The 18,112-nt window shown below is 63.9% G+C and carries 17 protein-coding genes and 1 other annotated feature; of the genes, 11 read left to right on the forward strand and 6 right to left on the reverse strand.

Annotation, left to right across the window (positions count from 1 at the left end; all coding sequences use genetic code 11):
- Positions 1-8: 8 nt before the first annotated feature.
- Entirely contained in the window at positions 9-629 is a 621-nt protein-coding gene (locus C7H85_RS05260) for an L-threonylcarbamoyladenylate synthase (protein WP_106728674.1), read from the reverse strand.
- A gap of 23 nt (positions 630-652) precedes the next feature.
- Positions 653-1,477, reverse strand: coding sequence for an RNase RNM (rnm, locus tag C7H85_RS05265; RefSeq protein WP_106728675.1), 825 nt, complete (start codon positions 1,475-1,477; stop codon positions 653-655).
- 109 nt (positions 1,478-1,586) lie between these two features.
- Positions 1,587-1,689, forward strand: a sequence feature (Trp leader region).
- Positions 1,690-1,710: 21 nt separating this feature from the next.
- Between rnm and C7H85_RS19705 the strand changes: the two genes are divergently transcribed.
- Genes C7H85_RS19705 through trpA form a run of 7 tightly spaced genes read left to right on the forward strand, consistent with a single transcriptional unit; the run spans position 1,711 to position 8,385 of the window.
- Entirely contained in the window at positions 1,711-1,848 is a 138-nt protein-coding gene (locus C7H85_RS19705) for a hypothetical protein (protein ID WP_158260065.1), read from the forward strand.
- Between the two features lie 18 nt (positions 1,849-1,866).
- Entirely contained in the window at positions 1,867-3,417 is a 1,551-nt protein-coding gene (locus tag C7H85_RS05270) for an anthranilate synthase component 1 (RefSeq protein ID WP_106728676.1), read from the forward strand.
- Positions 3,410-4,006, forward strand: coding sequence for an aminodeoxychorismate/anthranilate synthase component II (locus tag C7H85_RS05275; RefSeq protein WP_106728677.1), 597 nt, complete (start codon positions 3,410-3,412; stop codon positions 4,004-4,006). Before C7H85_RS05270 ends, C7H85_RS05275 begins: the two co-directional genes overlap by 8 nt.
- Positions 4,003-5,010 carry an anthranilate phosphoribosyltransferase gene (gene trpD / locus C7H85_RS05280; protein ID WP_106728678.1) on the forward strand — a complete coding sequence of 336 codons (1,008 nt, stop codon included), beginning with the start codon at positions 4,003-4,005 and terminating at the stop codon, positions 5,008-5,010. The genes C7H85_RS05275 and trpD overlap by 4 nt, the downstream gene beginning before the upstream one ends.
- The gene (gene trpCF / locus C7H85_RS05285; RefSeq protein ID WP_106728679.1) at positions 5,004-6,392 is read left to right on the forward strand and encodes a bifunctional indole-3-glycerol-phosphate synthase TrpC/phosphoribosylanthranilate isomerase TrpF; all 1,389 of its coding nucleotides are present in this window, start codon (positions 5,004-5,006) and stop codon (positions 6,390-6,392) included. The genes trpD and trpCF overlap by 7 nt, the downstream gene beginning before the upstream one ends.
- The gene (trpB, locus tag C7H85_RS05290; RefSeq protein ID WP_106728680.1) at positions 6,389-7,582 is read left to right on the forward strand and encodes a tryptophan synthase subunit beta; all 1,194 of its coding nucleotides are present in this window, start codon (positions 6,389-6,391) and stop codon (positions 7,580-7,582) included. The genes trpCF and trpB overlap by 4 nt, the downstream gene beginning before the upstream one ends.
- Positions 7,579-8,385: a tryptophan synthase subunit alpha gene (gene trpA, locus C7H85_RS05295; RefSeq protein WP_106728681.1), complete on the forward strand. Its 807-nt coding sequence runs from the start codon at positions 7,579-7,581 to the stop codon at positions 8,383-8,385. Before trpB ends, trpA begins: the two co-directional genes overlap by 4 nt.
- 88 nt (positions 8,386-8,473) lie before the next feature.
- Here the strand turns inward: trpA and C7H85_RS05300 are convergent, their stop codons facing one another.
- Together C7H85_RS05300 and C7H85_RS05305 are read right to left on the reverse strand one after the other, a co-directional pair.
- A complete protein-coding gene (locus C7H85_RS05300; RefSeq protein ID WP_106728682.1) occupies positions 8,474-8,851 on the reverse strand; it encodes a TonB-dependent receptor in 378 nt (125 codons plus the stop codon).
- Positions 8,852-8,961: 110 nt separating this feature from the next.
- Positions 8,962-9,444: a nucleoside deaminase gene (locus tag C7H85_RS05305; protein WP_106728683.1), complete on the reverse strand. Its 483-nt coding sequence runs from the start codon at positions 9,442-9,444 to the stop codon at positions 8,962-8,964.
- A 285-nt stretch (positions 9,445-9,729) separates the two neighbouring features.
- Here C7H85_RS05305 and C7H85_RS05310 point away from each other — a divergent pair, with 285 nt between their 5' ends.
- Positions 9,730-12,855 carry a DEAD/DEAH box helicase gene (locus C7H85_RS05310; RefSeq protein ID WP_106729376.1) on the forward strand — a complete coding sequence of 1,042 codons (3,126 nt, stop codon included), beginning with the start codon at positions 9,730-9,732 and terminating at the stop codon, positions 12,853-12,855.
- 80 nt (positions 12,856-12,935) lie between these two features.
- On the opposite strand, the gene C7H85_RS05315 is transcribed toward C7H85_RS05310, so the two are convergent.
- Entirely contained in the window at positions 12,936-13,712 is a 777-nt protein-coding gene (locus tag C7H85_RS05315; protein WP_106728684.1) for a nuclease-related domain-containing protein, read from the reverse strand.
- A gap of 179 nt (positions 13,713-13,891) precedes the next feature.
- On the reverse strand, positions 13,892-14,872 hold the full coding sequence (locus C7H85_RS05320) for a calcium/sodium antiporter (protein ID WP_106728685.1): 981 nt from the start codon (positions 14,870-14,872) through the stop codon (positions 13,892-13,894).
- 486 nt (positions 14,873-15,358) lie between these two features.
- Here C7H85_RS05320 and nirK point away from each other — a divergent pair, with 486 nt between their 5' ends.
- Genes nirK through C7H85_RS05335 form a run of 3 tightly spaced genes read left to right on the forward strand, consistent with a single transcriptional unit; the run spans position 15,359 to position 18,052 of the window.
- Positions 15,359-16,780 (forward strand): copper-containing nitrite reductase, encoded by a 1,422-nt coding sequence (nirK, locus tag C7H85_RS05325; protein ID WP_106728686.1) that lies wholly within the window; start codon positions 15,359-15,361, stop codon positions 16,778-16,780.
- Complete coding sequence (locus tag C7H85_RS05330; protein ID WP_106728687.1) at positions 16,780-17,553, forward strand: formylglycine-generating enzyme family protein; 774 nt, start codon at positions 16,780-16,782, stop codon at positions 17,551-17,553. The genes nirK and C7H85_RS05330 overlap by 1 nt, the downstream gene beginning before the upstream one ends.
- A complete protein-coding gene (locus tag C7H85_RS05335) occupies positions 17,513-18,052 on the forward strand; it encodes an SCO family protein (protein WP_106728688.1) in 540 nt (179 codons plus the stop codon). Before C7H85_RS05330 ends, C7H85_RS05335 begins: the two co-directional genes overlap by 41 nt.
- The last annotated feature ends 60 nt before the right edge of the window (positions 18,053-18,112 follow it).

The following is an 18,112-nucleotide window of genomic DNA, read 5'->3' on the forward strand; positions in this document are numbered from 1 at the left end:
TCATTCACTTATTCAAAGGGCCGGATATCGCCGGCGCCTTCGCGCACGATAACGGGCAGGTCATCATAGAGATCGATAACGGTGGTCGGCCGGGGATCCAGCACACCGCCGTCGATGATCAAATCCACCAGTTTTTCCAGCCGTTGGCGGATCAGGTGCGGATCGTATTCGGCGTCGCTCTCGCCGGGCAGGATCAGGCTGCAGGACATCAGCGGCTCGCCCAGCGCCTCGAGCAGCGCCAGGGTAATGGCGTTGTCCGGCACCCGCAGGCCGACGGTCTTGCGCTTGGGGTTCTGCAGCCGTTTGGGCACTTCCTTGGTGGCATGCAGGATAAAGGTATAGGCGCCGGGGGTGTTGTTCTTCATCAAACGGAAGGCGCCGTTGTCGACCCGGGCGTAGAACGACAGCTCGGACAGATCCCGGCACACCAGGGTGAAGTTGTGATCCTTTTCAATCTTGCGGATACGGCAAATGCGCTCCATGGCATTCTTGTCGCCCACCAGGCAGCCGATGGCATAGCCGGAATCGGTGGGATACACCAGCACCCCGCCCTGGCGTACGATGGCCACCGCCTGGTTGATCAGGCGGGCCTGGGGATTGTCGGCGTGAATTTCGAAATATTGACTCATAATTCCTCCCGGAATGATTGTTATCAGAGAAAACGCGCCCAGACGGGGGTCGCTTCCTTGGGCAGCCACAGCTGCCGGCCCAGCTCCCGCCAATGGCTGGGAAAGTGAAAATCGGACCCAACAGAGGCCGCAAGGTTGAAGTCCTTGCTCCACTGTCCCAAATTAGCACGTTCCTGGGGACTCTGCTGGGCCATGGACACCTCCATGGCGTCGCCCCCCGCCTCGGCGAAGGCCGCCAGCATTTTCTTGATCCACTTGTTGGACAGATCGTAACGGGTGGGATGGGCCAGCACCGCCACCCCGCCCGCCTGCTGGATAACGGACACCGCCTCACCGAGCGGGCACCAGTCCGGCGGCGCATAGCCGGTGTTGCCCCGGCTCAGAAACTTCTGGAATACCTTACCCATGGAGTCCGCCGCCCCCTGCTCCAGCAGCCACTGGGCCATGTGGGTGCGGGTAATGGGGGCATCGCCCGCAATGGCCCGGGCCCCTTCATAGGCGCCGGGAAACCGCGCCTTTTCCAGCCGCTCGGCCATCAGCCGGGCACGGGCCTCGCGTCGCTGCTGCTGCGCCGCGAGCAGCCGACCCAGCCCGTCATGCTGGGGATCGATATTGAGCCCCACCACATGGATCTCCTTGTGCTCCCACAGGGCCGAGATTTCCACCCCGTCCACCAGCCGGATACCGTGCCGCTCGGCCGCCTGCCGCGCCTCGGCCAGGCCGGCCACGGTGTCGTGGTCGGTCAGGGCCAGCACCTCCACCTCCTGGGCCGCGGCCCGGGCCAGCAGTTCGCTGGGGCTGAGCCGGCCGTCGGAGGCGGTGGAATGGCTGTGCAGATCGATTCGCATAAAAAATCCTGTGGTCGGGGTTGACTTGCACCCCCGAATATCGTTTAACTGTACCCAGTTTCTGACTGACGAGAAGAGCGCGATGTTTCGGCAAATTTCCACTCTGACCATTTGGTGGTGGCACACTCCCTGAACGCGGGTAGTGTGAATTGCTGTATTCGTCTTAAAGTCTCAGCACACATAAAAGCCCGCAACCGTGCGGGCTTTTTTATTATCCAGCAAAAGGTGATGCGATGAAACCGACCAGAACAGTTTTTTGGCGATGGCAATCCGGGCCCCGGTTCCTGCCGCTGCAAGCGGCCTTTGTATCCATAACCGATGACGATATTGCCAGCCAGGTGATCAGGCAAATTCCTGATGACCGCGACTAACTAAAAAGGAACACCCCCATGGCGCATGGTCAGCTCCACGTTTTACTGCAAGATGCTCCCTATACCGGCGACCCCCTAGCCCTGTTCGCCGCTCTCACCACCCCCGGCGACAACAGCGTGCTGCTGGAGTCCGCCGAAATCGACACCAAGGCCGGCACCCAGAGCCTGCTGATGCTGGACGCCTGCGTCCGGCTGGTATGCAACCGCCACAGCGTGACCCTCACCGCCCTCAACACCAACGGCCTGCCCGCCCTGGACCTGGTCGAGCGTGAGCTCAGCGGCGAACGCCAGGCCCATCAGCTGGTGGTGACGGTGCCGGAAGCCGATGCCAACCTGGACGAAGACAGCCGGCTCAAGGCCACCTCGGTGCTGGAAACCCTGCGCCTCATCCTGACCCGCTTCACCGCCGACCAGGGCCAGCAGCACCTGTTTATGGCCGGCACCTTCGCCTACGATCTGATCGCCGCCTTCGAGCAGTTGCCCGAGGTCAGCGAGGGCATCAACCACTGCCCCGATTTCTGCTTCTACCTGGCCGAAACCCTGATCACCCTGGATCACATGCAGGAAACCGGCCGCCTGGCCGCCTGCGTGTTCGACCCGGCCGAGCAGGACCGGCTGCAGGCGCGCCTCGACCAGTTGGCCGCCGCCTGCGGCGAGGTGCACGCCGAGCCCGAGGCGGACGCCCCCTTCACCGGCCAGGTGCATGCCAACAAGAGCGACGCCGAATTCCGCGCCGACGTGGAAACCCTCAAGGGCCACATCATGGTGGGCGACATCTTCCAGGTGGTGCCTTCCCGCTGCTTCAGCCTGCCCTGCCCCAGCCCCCTGGCCGCCTATCGCAAGCTCAAGCAGACCAACCCCAGCCCCTACATGTTCTACGTCAACGATCAGGACTTCATCCTGTTCGGCGCCAGCCCCGAGAGCTCGGTGAAATTCGACCACGCCAATCGCCAGGTGGAAATGTATCCCATCGCCGGCACCCGCAAGCGCGGCTTCAACCCGGACGGCAGCATCAACCTGGATCTGGACGGCCGCATCGAGCTGGACCTGCGCCAGGACGAGAAGGAAACCGCCGAGCACCTGATGCTGGTGGACCTGGCCCGCAACGACATCGCCCGCATCAGCGAGCCGGGCAGCCGCTATGTAAAGGATCTGCTGAGCGTGGATCGTTACAGCCACGTGATGCACCTGGTGTCGCGGGTGGTGGGCATCTTGCGTGCCGACCTGGACGCCCTGCACGCCTACCAGGCCTGCATGAACATGGGCACCCTGACCGGCGCCCCCAAAATCCGCGCCAGCGACCTGATCCGCCACGTGGAGCACAGCCGCCGGGGCAGCTACGGCGGCGCCGTGGGCTACCTCAACGGCCTGGGCGACATGGACACCTGCATCGTGATCCGCTCCGCCTTCGTCAGCTCGGGCCTGGCCCATGTGCAGGCCGGCGCCGGCGTGGTGTACGACTCCAACCCCCAGTCGGAAGCGGACGAAACCCGTAACAAGGCGGCGGCGGTACTCAATGCCATCGCCCTGGCTCACGGCAAGACCCTGGCGGAGGTGACCCATGGCTAATACCGTTTTCCTGCTCGACAACTACGACTCCTTTACCTACAACCTGGTGGATCAGTTCCGCGCCCTGGGCGCCACCGTGCACATCTACCGCAACACCGTGCCGGTAGCCCAACTGCTGGCCGCCATGGACGCCGCCGACCAGCCGGTGCTGGTGCTCTCCCCCGGGCCGGGCAAGCCCTCCGAGGCCGGCAACATGCCAGCCCTGCTGAAGCAGTGCATCGGCCGCTTCCCGGTGCTCGGCATCTGCCTGGGCCACCAGGCCATCGTGGAGCACTACGGCGGCACCGTGGAGAGCGCGGGCGAGATCAAGCACGGCAAGAGCTCGCTCATCCACCACTCGGGTCGCGACATGTTCGCCGGCCTGCCCCATCCGCTGCCGGTGGCCCGCTACCACTCCCTGGTGGGCACCGACATTCCCGCCGGCCTGGACGTGGTGGCCGACTACCACGGCATGACCATGGCGGTGCTGGACCGGGCCCAACGGGTGCTGGGCTTCCAGTTTCATCCCGAGTCCATCATGACCACCGACGGGGCCCGCCTGCTGGCCCAGAGCCTCGACTTCATCACCGCACAGGAGCCCACCGCATGAACCAGGCCATGGAAAAACTCTACCGGGGCGAGCACATCAGCCGGGAAGAATCCCAGGCCCTGTTCGGCCAGCTGCTGCGCGGCGAAATGGATCCCATCGTGCTGTCTTCCCTGCTCACCGCCCTCAAGATCAAGGGCGAGAGCCCGGAGGAGATCGCCGGTGCCGCCAGTGCCCTGCTGGCCGCTGCCAGCCCCTTCCCGCGCCCGGACTACCCCTTCTGCGACATCGTCGGCACCGGCGGCGACGGCATGCACACCATCAACGTGTCCACCACCTCGGCGCTGGTGGCCGCCGCCTGCGGCATCAAGGTGGCCAAGCACGGCAACCGTGGCGTCTCCTCCAAGTCCGGCTCCTCGGATCTGCTGGAGCAACTCGGCATCCGCCTCGATCTGAGCCCGGACAGCGCCCGCCGCTGCCTGGACGAGGTCAACGTCTGCTTCCTGTTCGCGCCCCACTACCACGGCGGCATCCGCCACGCCATGCCGGTGCGCCAGGCGCTCAAGACCCGCACCATCTTCAATGTGCTGGGTCCGCTCATCAACCCGGCCCGGCCCGACTTTATGCTGCTCGGCGTTTATGCCGGGCAGCTGGTCACCCCCATCGCCGAGACCCTGGTCGCCATGGGCCTTGAGCGGGGCATGGTGGTGCACGGCAGCGGCCTGGACGAAATCGCCATCCACGGCACCACCCGGGTGGCGGAGATCCGGGACGGCGCCATCGACCACTACGAGCTCAGCCCCGAGCAGCTGGGGCTGAAGCGCTACGACATCGGCGCCATCCAGGGCGGTACCCCGGCCGAAAACAAGCTGATCACCCTGGATCTGCTGGCGGGCAGGGGCAGCGACGCCCAGCGGAGCGTGATCGCCATGAACGTGGCGCCGCTGCTGGTGATGAACGGCCAGGCCGACAACCTGAAAGAAGGCGTGGAGCAGGTGCTGGCTGTGTTAAAATCCGGCCGAGCAATGGATGTAGCCACCAGACTGGCGGAGTTGAGTCAATGTTAAGTACCGTTCTCGGCAAGATTGTTGCCGACAAGAAAATCTGGGTCGCACAGCGCAAGCAGGTCCAGCCCCTGGACACCTTTGAAGCCGACCTGGGCCCGAGCGATCGGGACTTCGAGACGGCCCTGGCCGCCGGCCAGCCGGCCTTTATCCTGGAATGCAAGAAAGCCTCGCCCTCCAAGGGCCTGATCCGCGCCGACTTCGACATCGACGCCATCGCCGGTGTGTACGGCCGCTACGCCTCGGCCATTTCGGTGCTGACCGACGAAAAATACTTCCAAGGCAGCTTCGAGTTCGTGACCCGGGTACGCAGCCAGGTGAGCCAGCCGGTTGTCTGCAAGGACTTCATCATCGACCCCTACCAGATCAAGCTGGCCCGCCATCACCAGGCCGACGCCATCCTGCTGATGCTGTCGGTGCTGGACGACGACCAGTACCGGGAACTGGCCGCCGTGGCCCGCGCGCTCAATATGGGCATACTGACCGAAGTCATCAGCGCCGAGGAAGTGGAGCGCGCGCTGCGGCTCGACGCCCGGGTTATCGGCATCAACAACCGGGACCTGCGCGATCTGTCCATCGACCTGGACCGCACCCGGGAGTTGTCGGCCCTGATCCCGGCCGATCGCATCGTCATCTCCGAATCCGGCATCCATCACCACGCCCAGGTGAAGGCACTGTCCGCCCACGCCGACGGCTTTCTGGTGGGCAGCTCGCTGATGAGCCAGGATGACCTGGATCTCGCCGTGCGCCGGCTGGTGCTGGGCGACAACAAGGTGTGCGGCCTGACCCGCCCACAAGACGCCGCCGCCGCCCATGCCGCCGGTGCCGCCTTCGGTGGCCTTATCTTCGTGGCCCAAAGCCCGCGCTGCGTGAGCCTGGAGCAGGCGCAAGCCGTGACCCGGGCCGCGCCCCTCGACTACGTGGGCGTGTTCCAGAACCACAAGCGCACCGAGATTTCCGAGCTGGCCCGCACCCTGGGGCTGAAGGCGGTGCAACTGCACGGCGACGAGGATGAGGGCTATATCGAGTCCCTGCGCGAGATGCTGCCCGAAGGGGTGGAAATCTGGAAGGCGGTGGCGGTGGCGAATGCCCTGCCCGCCCTGCCGGAAAACGCCGACCGGCTGCTGTTCGACACCAAGGCCGGCGGCCAGAGTGGCGGCACCGGCCAGGCCTTCGACTGGTCACTGCTGGCAGGCATCGACAAGCGCAAGGCGCTGCTCGCCGGCGGCCTCAATCCGGACAACGCCGCCCGCGCCGCCGCCCTCGGCTGCCAGGGGCTGGATTTCAATTCCGGCGTGGAAAGCGCCCCCGGGCAGAAAGACCCGGTCAGACTCAACGCGGCCTTTGCCGCCCTCAGACATTACGGACGCAGGAATACACTATGACCTTACTGAATCCCTTTTTCGGTGAATTTGGCGGCATGTACGTGCCCCAGATCCTGATGCCGGCCCTGCTGCAGCTGGAACAAGCCTTTGTCGACGCCCAGCAGGATCCCGAGTTCGAGCGGGAATTCCGCGAGCTGCTGTGCGAATACGCCGGCCGGCCCACCCCGCTGACCCGGGTGCGCAACCTGGCGTCCCACACCAAGACCCGCATCTACCTCAAGCGGGAAGACCTGCTGCACGGCGGCGCCCACAAGACCAACCAGGTCCTGGGCCAGGCGCTGCTGGCCAAGCGCATGGGCAAGCGGGAAATCATCGCCGAAACCGGCGCCGGCCAGCACGGCGTGGCCACCGCCCTGGCCTGCGCCCTGATGGGCCTGAAGTGCCGGGTGTACATGGGCGCCAAGGACTGCGAGCGGCAGAAGCCCAACGTGTTCCGCATGAAGCTGATGGGCGCCGAAGTGATACCGGTGCACTCCGGCTCGGCCACCCTCAAGGACGCCTGCAACGAGGCGCTGCGCGACTGGGCCGCCAACTACGACACCACCCACTACATGCTGGGCACCGCCGCCGGCCCGCACCCCTTCCCCACCATAGTGCGCGAATTCCAGCGCATGATCGGCGAGGAAGCCAAGGTGCAGATCAGGGAGCGCGAAACCCGGCTGCCGGACGCGGTGATCGCCTGTGTCGGCGGCGGCTCCAACGCCATCGGCATCTTCGCCGACTTTATCGATGAAGAAGGCGTGGAGCTGATCGGCATCGAGCCCGCCGGCAAGGGCATCGACACCGGCGAGCACGGCGCGCCCCTGCGCCACGGCACCAAGGGCGTGTTCTTCGGCATGCACTCGCTGCTGATGCAGAACGACGACGGCCAGATTGAGGAGTCCTACTCGGTGTCCGCCGGGCTCGACTTTCCCTCGGTCGGCCCCGAGCACGCCTACCTGGCCTCCATCGGCCGCGCCCGCTACGAGTCCATCACCGACGACGAAGCGCTGGACGCCTTCCAGGCCCTGGCCCGCTTTGAGGGCATCATACCGGCGCTGGAATCCTCCCACGCCCTGGCCTACGCCCTGAAGATGGCCGAGGCCGAGCCCGACAAGGAACAGGTGCTGATCGTCAACCTCTCCGGCCGGGGCGATAAGGACATCTTTACCGTGGCCGAAATCCTGGAGCAGAAAGGAGTGCTGAAATGAGCCGTTACCAGTCTTTGTTCGACCGGCTGAACGCCGCCGGTGAGGGCGCCTTCGTGCCCTTCGTGACCCTGGGCGACCCCACCCCTGGCCAGTCGCTCCGGGTGATCGACGCCCTGGTGGCCGGCGGCGCCGACGCCCTGGAGCTCGGCATTCCCTTCTCCGATCCGGTGGCCGACGGCCCCACCATCCAGGGCGCCACGGTGCGGGCGCTGGCGGCCGGCACCCGCTCCGCCACCTGCTTCGAGATGCTGACACAGATCCGCGAAAAATACCCGGAGCTGCCCATCGGCCTGCTGGTGTACGCCAACCTGGTGTACAAGCCGGGCCCGGCCAACTTCTACGCCCAGTGCCTGGCCGCCGGGGTGGACTCGGTGCTGGTGGCCGACGTGCCGGTGGAAATGGCGGCCCCCTTCAAGGCCGCCGCCGACAAAGCGGGCATCGCCAGCATCTACATAGCGCCGCCCAACGGCAACGACGACACCCTGAAAACCGTGGCAGAAATGGGCTCGGGCTACACCTACCTGCTGAGCCGCGCCGGGGTGACCGGCACCGAAACCAAGGCCGGCATGCCGGTGGACAGCCTGCTGGCCAGGCTGAAGGAATTCGGCGCCCCACCCTCGCTGCTCGGCTTCGGCATCTCCAGCCCGGAGCAGGTGCGCGACGCCGTCCGCGCCGGTGCCGCCGGCGCCATTTCCGGCTCCGCCGTGGTCAAGATCATCGAACAGCACCTGGACGACGAACAGGCCATGCTGGACGCCCTGATCACCTTCGTGCAGAACATGAAGGCCGCCACCCGCCCATAACCGAAAGGGCCGGAGTGCATCACTCCGGCCCCGCTGGCCACTGCCCGCCGCCCTGGCCGGGCCCGCCATCTGCGCCATCGCGCCCCGCCTATCTCTTGGTGCACAACACCATCACCAGCATCAGCACCATGGCCGCCAGCACCAGCAGGGAGGCCACCGCTAGGAAGGGCTCCACCACCTGGGGCGGGCGCAGGCCGCCGTAGCGCAGGAACAGGCCCGCCCCGATCACCGCGGCCCCCAACTGATGGGCGCCAAACTGCAGCCGGGCCAGCCAGCGATTCGGCGTGGTCAGCCACAGCTGGTGGATCACGCCGTACAATACGGACAGCACCAGACCGATCAGCAACAGGTGCGCATGGGTAACGTGCTGCCCGTAGTTGTGGCTGGAGGCCATGACGATGCCCAGGGTCAGCCCCAGCAGGCCATATACCAGGCCACAGATGACGTAGAGTTTGCCAAACCGCATGATGTTCCCCTTCGTTACCGCCGCTGTTTCGACTCCATCAGCTTAAGCCCCGTTGCGGGCCGGCGCCTCGTCCGCGCCGGCAAATAACCGGGCAGGGTGAACAGCTCCGGCTATCCGCGCTCGAAATAACGCCGGTGCAACTCACGCAGCTCCGCCGCCAAGGCCGGCTCGGGCCCGTCCACCGGTAGGCCGGGCACCACCTGATGGATGGACAGGGCCGCCACCGGCGACGGCGGCCGCTTCCACTCCCGGCACCACTGCTCGAACTGGGCCGAGGAGCTGGCGTAAACGATGCGCCCCAGCCCCGCCCAGGCGTGGGCGGCGGAGCACATGGGACAGTGCTCGCCCGAGGTATAGAGGATGGCGGCGGCCCGCTCCTGCTCGGTGAGATGCTCGGCGGCCCAGCGCGCCAAGGCGATTTCCGGGTGCCAGGTGGGCTCGCGGCTGTGGATGCGGTTGCGATCCTCCGCCAGCACGGCGCCATCCGCCCCTACCAGCACGGAGCCGAACGGCTGATCCCCCGCCGCCAGCGCCTGTGCCGCCAACTCCACACAACGGCGCAGGTGCCGTTTATCCTGTTCGCTAATTGCCATCTTTACCTCCGTTTCACTGCTGGCCGATTAACCCCGTCGTTCATGCCATGCCGGCCGGCACAAAACCCGCCACGCCGGCAACCGGGTGCTGTGCCGCCGACGGAACTCTGATAAGGTACTGAACCATCATTGATTTTACTATCGGCGCCGGCCAGTGGATTATTATCAGCAAAACGCCCTCAGCTTCTACCGGAATACGGTATCCGTCGATATGGCGCCCCTCTATGGTTGCCTTTGGCTTCACGCCGGCTCCAGATCGGTGCCCGGCCCCTGATGAAAGACAAGATGACCGAGCCACTGGCACAGGGACTCTACGATCTGCTGACCACCCAAGGGATAGCAGCAGCACTGGAGCGCTCCGGGCTCAGTGCCGAACCCGAAGCGCTGAACCCGGCGTTCAGCCACGAACGCCTAGCCGATGCCCTGGCCGAGCAGTTGTCGCAGTTGCTGGCTGGCGTCGCTGGTGACAAAGAGGCCAAGGTGAAAGCGCAGGCCGAGCTTATCAACGATATCCTGCAATACTCCCGTCGGCGCCTGAACCAGAGCGAAGCGCCCGATCTGCTGTGTACCCCGCCCCGGGTGCTGCGCTCGCTTTATCCAGCCCGGCGAAAGCCGGATCTGCCGGCCATCGGCCTAGCCCAGCCCTGGCTGTTTACCGCCGGCAAGGGCTCTCCCGCCCTGCTGCATGAGCTGACCGCCGAGCTGGCATCGTGCAACAGCGTGGATATGCTGGTGAGCTTTATCACCGTGTCGGGGGTGCGCAAAATCATCGAGGTGCTCAAACGGATCACCAGCACCGATGCCGGGGGCGCCAGCCAGGCCAAGATCCGGGTACTGACCACCACCTATGTGGGCGCCACCGAGCAGAAGGCGCTCGACATGCTGGCTCGGCTGCCCCACTGCGAAGTCCGGGTGTCACTCGACGGCCGCCGCACCCGGCTGCACGCCAAGGCCTGGATCTTCGAGCGGGACACCGGTTTCGGCTCCGCCTATGTGGGCAGCGCCAACCTCTCCGGTGCCGCCCTGATGGGTGGGCTGGAATGGACGGTCAAATTCACCGAAAAAGGCCAGAACCCGCTCTTTCAACGGGCGCAGGCAAATTTTGAAACCCTGTGGGAAGACGGCGAGTTCCGACCCTATGACCCGGACGATCCGACGCACCGTAACGAGCTGGCCAAGGCGCTTAAGCGCGAGTCCGGGCGGGATCTGATCGCCACCCCCACCTTCTTCGATATCGAGCCCAAGCCCTTTCAGCTGGATATTCTGGAGCAACTGGACAACGAACGGGAGCATGGCCGGATGCGCAACCTGCTGGTCGCCGCCACCGGCACCGGCAAAACCGTGATGGCGGCGTTCGATTACCGTCGGCTGGCCCGCAAACAGGGTGGCTGGCCACGGCTGTTGTTTATCGCCCACCGCAAAGAGCTGCTGCTGCAGGCCATGCGCACCTTTCGCCTGGTGTTGCGCGAGGCGGAGTTCGGCGATCTCTTTACCGGCGAGCACCAACCCGAGCAGGATCACCACCTGTTCGCCACCATCCAGAGCCTCAATGCCCGCAAGCTGGTAACAGAGCAAACCGCAGGTTACTGGCAGATGGTGATCGTCGACGAATGCCACCATATCGAGGCCAACAGCTTCGACACCCTGCTTTCCACCCTAAAGCCGGCTTGCCTGCTGGGCCTCACCGCCACCCCGGAGCGGGCCGATGGCAAGAATATCCTGCGCCATTTCGATAACCGGCCGGATGGCTCGCCGGCGGCGCAGCTACGCCTGTGGCAGGCGCTGGATCTGCAATTGCTGGCGCCCTTCGAATATTACGCCTGCGACGATGACACCGACTATCGGGGCATTCCCTGGCAGCAGGCCAGTGAGCTCAAGGCCCTCGATAACCTGCTGACCGGCAACCAGGTGCGCGCCGCCGCGGTGATCCGCGCCTGGCAACAGCTGGTGGACGATCCTCGCCGGGGTAAAACCCTGGTGTTTTGCGTGAGCATCGCCCATGCGGAATTTATGGCGGAGCAGTTTGCGCAGGCCGGCATCCTCGCCCGGGTGATCACCGGGGAAAGCTCATCCAAGGAGCGGCGGGATCTGCCCAGGCAACTGGAGCGCGGCGAGATCCACGCCCTGGTGACGGTCGATCTCTATAACGAAGGTGTCGACCTGCCCTTTGTCAACACCTTGCTGCTGTTGCGGCCCACCCAGAGCGCCACCCTGTTCCAACAGCAGATAGGCCGGGGGCTGCGCCTGTTCGAGGGCAAGGAAAGCTGTCTTATCCTGGACTTTGTCGGCCAGCATAAAGAGGGGTTCCGTTTCGATCTGCTCTATGGCGCCATCACCGGCCTGTCGCGCCGCGAGGTGGTCGACTGCATAGAAAACGGCTTTGGCCGCCTGCCCAGCGGTTGCCATATCCAGCTGCAAAAACAGGCCCAGGAACATATTCTGAGCAGCCTGAAACAGGCGCTGAATCAGAACTGGCGCCGCCTACAACAAGAGCTGCACGCCTACGTCAGCCTGACGGGAAACCGTCGGGTTGTGCTTGGGGATTTTCTGCACGAGCAGCAACTGGAGCTGGACGATCTCTATCGTGGCGGCAACAACAGCGGCTGGACCAATCTGCAACGGGATGCCGGTTTATTGCCGGGAGCCGCCGCCGCAGAGGAGCGTTATCTCAGTCGTCGCCTGAACAGCCTGCTGCACCTGGACGATCCGGAGCAACTACAGCTGCTCGGCCAGGTAGCCGAGCATCAGGCCCGCTACGTCATCGACAATGAGCAACAACGGCAGCGGCTGCAGATGCTGGCCTATCAGATAGATGGCCAGCAAAGCCAGACCGGCTCGGCCCAGGCCTTTCTCGAACGGCTGGCCCAGGCGCCGGCGGTGTGCGACGAGCTGGCTCAGCTCGGCCGCTACCTGGATGCCAGGACCCAACATCAGTACCCGCCGCTGCCCGGGCTGGAGCATACCCCGCTTAAGCTGCATGCGGCTTATCACAGCCGGGAAATTCTCACCGCCGTGGGCTTTTTGACCGAGGAGAAACGCACCCCTTTCCAGGCCGGGGTACTGACGCTAAAAGAACATAAAACCGAGCTGTTGTTCGTCACCCTGGATAAAAGCACCGCCCTGCACGAAGGGGTGGCCTATAACGACTACGCCATCAGCCAGCACCAGTTCCATTGGCAGTCGCAGAACAGCGCCGGTCCCCATACCCCGGCCGGTCGCCGCTACCTCGACAGCGAACACCATGGCTGGCGCTTTCAACTGTTCGTGCGCATCGACAAGCATGCCCCCTACCGCGCCTGCGGCCCGGTGCACTTCGTTCGTTATCATGGTAGCAAACCGATGAACATCACCTGGCAGTTGGAGTACCCGCTGCCGGTGCGGCTGTTCAGGGAGTTCAGCGTGCTGGACTAGCGGGCCCCCGGCTTAATGGCTGCCGAGGGGCCGGGATACCGCCGGTCCACCCCGGCTACCGCTGCCGGCCGTATTTTAATTCAGTCAGCCTTTTCCACCGTCCGGCAGTTGGGATAGGAAGAGCAGCCCCAGAATCGGCGGCCGGCATACTTCCCTTTTCGCCCCACTCTCAGTTCCATGCCGGAGCCACATTTGGGACAAATCTTCTCCCCGGACTTGCGCTCGACCAATGCTTTCACATGGGCCACATGCCGTCGGTTGGTGTTGAGACCCCGCTGAAAACGCTTTTGCTCAATAAAGAAAATGATGTCCCGCACCTGTTTTTCGCTGAGCTGCTCTTCGGTTTTGGATTTGATAAAACGGATGCCACCCCCGGCATAGGTTACGTTCTCCGGCATCGGGGTTTTGAAATGGCTGTCTCCGATAAAGATAATGACCGAGAACAAGGTGTCGGGGTTGAGCTCCAATACCGACTCCAGGGCTTTCAGGTGCTTGTAATTCTGATGGAGTGGGTTCTGGAACTTGAAGGATTTTTTATAGCGTTTCTGGGTCCATTGCTTTTGTTCCGCAGCGCCGAAAATCCATCCCTTCATGTTCTTGGTTTCGATCACGAAGACTCCATAGCAGGAAACCAGGATGTGATCGATTTGGGTAGTGCCATCTTCCGTGGGCAAGGTCACGTCCTTGAGCAAATGGTATCTGTCCCTGGGCAGGAAAAACCGAAACAGCAAATTGACCTGGAATTCACCAAAGATCCCCTTGAACCAGGGGGTTCTAACTATCGCCAGCACAAGCAAGACCGGAAAAAAAAACCAGATGGCGCCGAAAACCTGGCTCAACATCGTATAGATATCCATTTTAAATCCCGTTTATCGTCATTTTTATTATTCGTCACCCTTTATATCGTCGTCTGGCGATGGCAAGCAATACAACATGTGTCGAATCGCCGCCATTCGACTTATGCGCCATACCGGCTCAGAAACAGGCAGGCCCGGCATATGCCGGGCCTGCGGGAGTCGTTGCCTTAAACCCCGGCTCAGGCGGCGGTCAGCACGCCCAGTGCCAGCCAGGTGGTGTAGCCGCCGTAGGCCAGCAGCAGCAGGCCGCCTTCCACCCGGTTGATGCGGCCCTGGCGGCCCTCCTTGAAACCGTAGCCCAGCACGAACAGCGACAGGGTCAGGGCGCCCATAACCATAAAGTCGCGGCTGATCACCTCGGCCGCCACCTCCAGCGGATGGATGATGCCGGCCAGGCCGACCACCGCCAGGGTGTTGAACAGGTTGGAGCCGATCACGTTGCCGATGGCCAGGTCGTGTTCGTTCTTGCGGATGGCGGCGATGGACGACGCCAGCTCCGGCAGCGAGGTGCCCACCGCCACTATGGTCAGGCCGATGATAAGGTCGCTCACCCCGAAGGACTGGGCCACGTTGACCGCGCCCCACACCAGGATGCGCGAGCTGATGATCAGCAGCACCAGGCCGGCCACCAGCCAGAACAGCGCCTGCTTCAGGGTCATCCGGTTTTCGTCCAGTTCCTTGGCCTCGTCCGCCGCCATGGCGTCATTGCCGTCGCGCATGCCCTGGATGATGCTCCAGGCCATCAGCAGCACAAACACCCCCAGCAGCACCAGGGCATCGGTGCGCGCCAGCCAGCCGTTCCACAACAGGCCGAGGGAGAGCAGGGTGATCAGCAGCAGTATCGGCAGTTCCTTGCGCAGCACCTGGGAGTGCACGGCGATGGGGCTGATCAACGCCGTTATCCCCAGGATCAGCCCGATATTGGCGATATTGGAGCCGTAGGCGTTGCCCAGGGCCAGGCCCGGGTTGCCTTCCAGCGCGGAGATGATCGACACCACGATTTCGGGGGCGGAGGTACCGAAGCCCACGATCACCATGCCGATCAGCAAGGGCGGCATGCCCGCATAACGGGCGGTGGCCGAGGCGCCGTCCACGAAGCGGTCGGCACTCCAGACCAGCACGGCCAGGCCCAGAACAATGGCGGCTAACGACATCAGCATGAGCAGGTTCTCCCCTGGGCCGGGGTAACAAAGAAACAGAAGGGTGTGTTGTATTTCATAGGCGCTCTTCGGGGCGGGATCATGGATACCGGAGACCTCGTGACGTCCCGCCCGGCAAGTCACGCTGTCTCAGGTCTCATCAATCCATCAGGACACCACTGCCATAAGCCTTCGGCTCAGAGATTGTTGACAGTGGTTTCGGTGGGTACCGAACGATTACTCCCCCAAGAAGCGCCCATTCTGACAGCTTGTTTAGGTGATGAAAAGAGGCAGATGGGCATGGCAAGGGTGCCAGGCCAGGCTCCTCCTCCCCGAAACTGTGCGCCATGTCGATAAATTGCACACTGCCTCCTCTCTCCAAGGAGGTACAGGGGCATTTATTGATCCAAATCAGCCCTGTTTGACGATGCCCCGAACAAACTTACATTTGAAATACAGATTAGTTGTCAACCAACAATTAAAGCGCCAACGCGCAGGGAGCATCCCATGAAACTGAGCAAGCTTGTCGCCGCCATCAGCATGACCTTCGCCTTATCCGTACAGGCCAATACCCTGCCGGTGGAGGAAGCCGTGCTGACCTCACCGCCCCTGGTGCCGCCTCCCATCACCCGGGATCATGCCGCCAAGGTGGTGGTGAAGATGGAAACGGTGGAAAAGGTGATGGAAATCGCCGACGGGGTGGAGTACATGTTCTGGACCTTCGGCGGCTCGGTGCCGGGCCAGTTCCTGCGGGTACGCGAGGGGGACGAGGTCGAGTTCCACCTCTCCAACCACCCCGATTCCAAGATGCCCCACAACATCGATTTGCACGCGGTCACCGGCCCCGGCGGCGGCGCGGCGGCCTCCTTTACCGCCCCCGGCCATACCTCGGTGTTCAACTTCAAGGCACTCAATCCCGGCCTCTATGTCTACCACTGCGCCACCGCCCCGGTGGGCATGCACATCGCCAACGGCATGTATGGCCTGATCCTGGTCGAGCCGAAGGAAGGGCTGCCGCCGGTGGATCGGGAATACTACGTGATGCAGGGCGATTTCTATACCAAGGGTGCCTACGGCGAACAGGGCCTGCAGCCCTTCGACATGGACAAGGCGATCAAGGAGCAACCCGATTATGTGGTGTTCAACGGCGCCGTGGGCGCGCTCAACGGCGACAAGGCGCTCACCGCCAACGTGGGCGAAACGGTGCGGCTCTACGTGGGTAACGGCGGTCCCAACCTGGTGTCGTCCTTCCACGTCATCGGCGAGATCTTCGACAAGGTCAGCGTGGAAGGTGGCAACCTGATGAACGAAAACGTGCAGACCACCCTGGTGCCCGCCGGCGGCGCCGCCATGGCGGAATTCAAGCTGGACGTGCCCGGCAACTTCATCCTGGTGGATCACTCCATCTTCCGTGCCTTCAACAAGGGCGCGCTCGGCATGATGGCGGTAGACGGCGACGAAGACAAGATCGTCTACTCCGGCAAGGTGGCCGACAACGTCTACCTGCCCGAAGGCTCGGCGGTACAGGTGATGCCCAACGGCCATCCCAAGGTCACCGCCAAGAACAAGGAAGAACGGATGATGTACGGCAAGCGGGTGTACGAGGCCAACTGCCAGGCCTGCCACCAGGGCGGCGGCGAAGGCATCCCCGGCGCCTTCCCGCCGGTAGCCGGCTCCGACTTCCTCAACGAAGACCCGACCCGGGCCGTCGATATCGTGCTGCACGGCCTCAAGGGCCCGATCAAGGTCAACGGCCAGGCCTTCGACAGCATCATGCCGGCCATGCGCCTGTCCGACGAAGACGTGGCCAACGTGCTCACCTATGTGCTCAACAGCTGGGACAACCAGGGTGGCGAAATCAGCCCGGACGAAGTGGCCAAGCGGCGTGAAGCCGGCAAGCCCATCGTGATGGAAGGGAGCGCCCACTGATGATTCCGGCGCTGCTGCTCGGTCTGGCGGCGCTGCAGATGGCCGAACTGCCCGGTGGGGAGATTCGGCCGCTGTATCTCAGCAAGGACAGCCCGCTCACCCGGGTGGCGCCGTTCCGGCTGGATGTTACCCCGGTCACCAACCGGCAGTTCGCCGACTTCGTGGCCGGCCATCCCCGCTGGCGAAAAGGGCAGGCGGCTGCCCTCTTCGTGGAGGCGGGCTATCTGCAGCACTGGCCCACAAGTAGCCCGGATGAATCCCAGTTGGATCAGCCGGTGACCCATGTTTCCTGGTATGCCGCCGATGCCTACTGCCGCGCCCGGGGTCAGCGGCTGCCGACGGTGGCGGAGTGGGAATTCGCCGCCCAGGCCTCGGAGCTGGCCGCCAACGGCAGCAGCGAGCCGGATTACAGCCGACGCATCCTGTCCTGGTACGCCCGCCCGGCCACCGCTACCCTGCCCGCGGTGGGGCAGAGCCCGGCCAACTACTGGCAGGTACGGGATCTGCACGGCCTGGTGTGGGAATGGACCCAGGATTTCAACTCCACCCTGGTCACCGGCGAGTCGCGGGGCGACAGCAGCCTGGATCAGGGCATGTTCTGCGGCTCGGGGTCGGCCGGCAGCGCCGATCCGTCCGATTACGCCGCCTTTATGCGTTTCGGCTTTCGTTCCAGCCTGAAGGCCCCCTACACCCTGGGCAACCTGGGTTTTCGTTGTGCACAGGAGATAACCGATGAAATCACTGCTAATGCTGATGTTGCTGGCGGCCTTTAGTGCCCGGGCGGCCCTGCCCGGCGATTCGGTCTACCAGCTCGACAGCCGCTGGCAGAACAGTGAGGGCGAGACCATGAATATCGCCGAACTGGCCGGCAAGAAACGGATAATCGGCCTGATCTACACCGACTGCGGCACCGCCTGCCCGCTGATCGTGGCCCATATGCAGGCGGTGCAACGGGCGCTGACGCCGGAGCAGCAACAGCGGCTCGGCCTGGTGCTGATCTCGCTCACCCCGGCGACAGACACCCCCAAGGTGTTGCGCCACTTCGCCGAGCATCGCGGCCTGGACCAACACTGGACCCTGCTCAGCGGCACCGACGACGAGGTGCGCCGCCTCGCCATGGCGCTGAATATCCAGTACATGGGCCAGGCCGACGGCGAAATTTCCCACTCCAATGCCATCACGGTGCTGGACGAACAGGGCCGGCTGCTGGTGCAGCAGGTCGGGCTGCCCGAGGGCGCCCAAGGGCTGGTCGACACCCTGTTCGGGCCCTGAGCGCCAACCGCGATAAAAAGCGTGCATTTTAATGATGCATTTTAGATACTCCTTTAATTG

The sequence above is a fragment of the Zobellella endophytica genome, from assembly GCF_003012775.1.
Lineage (GTDB): Bacteria > Pseudomonadota > Gammaproteobacteria > Enterobacterales > Aeromonadaceae > Oceanimonas > Oceanimonas endophytica.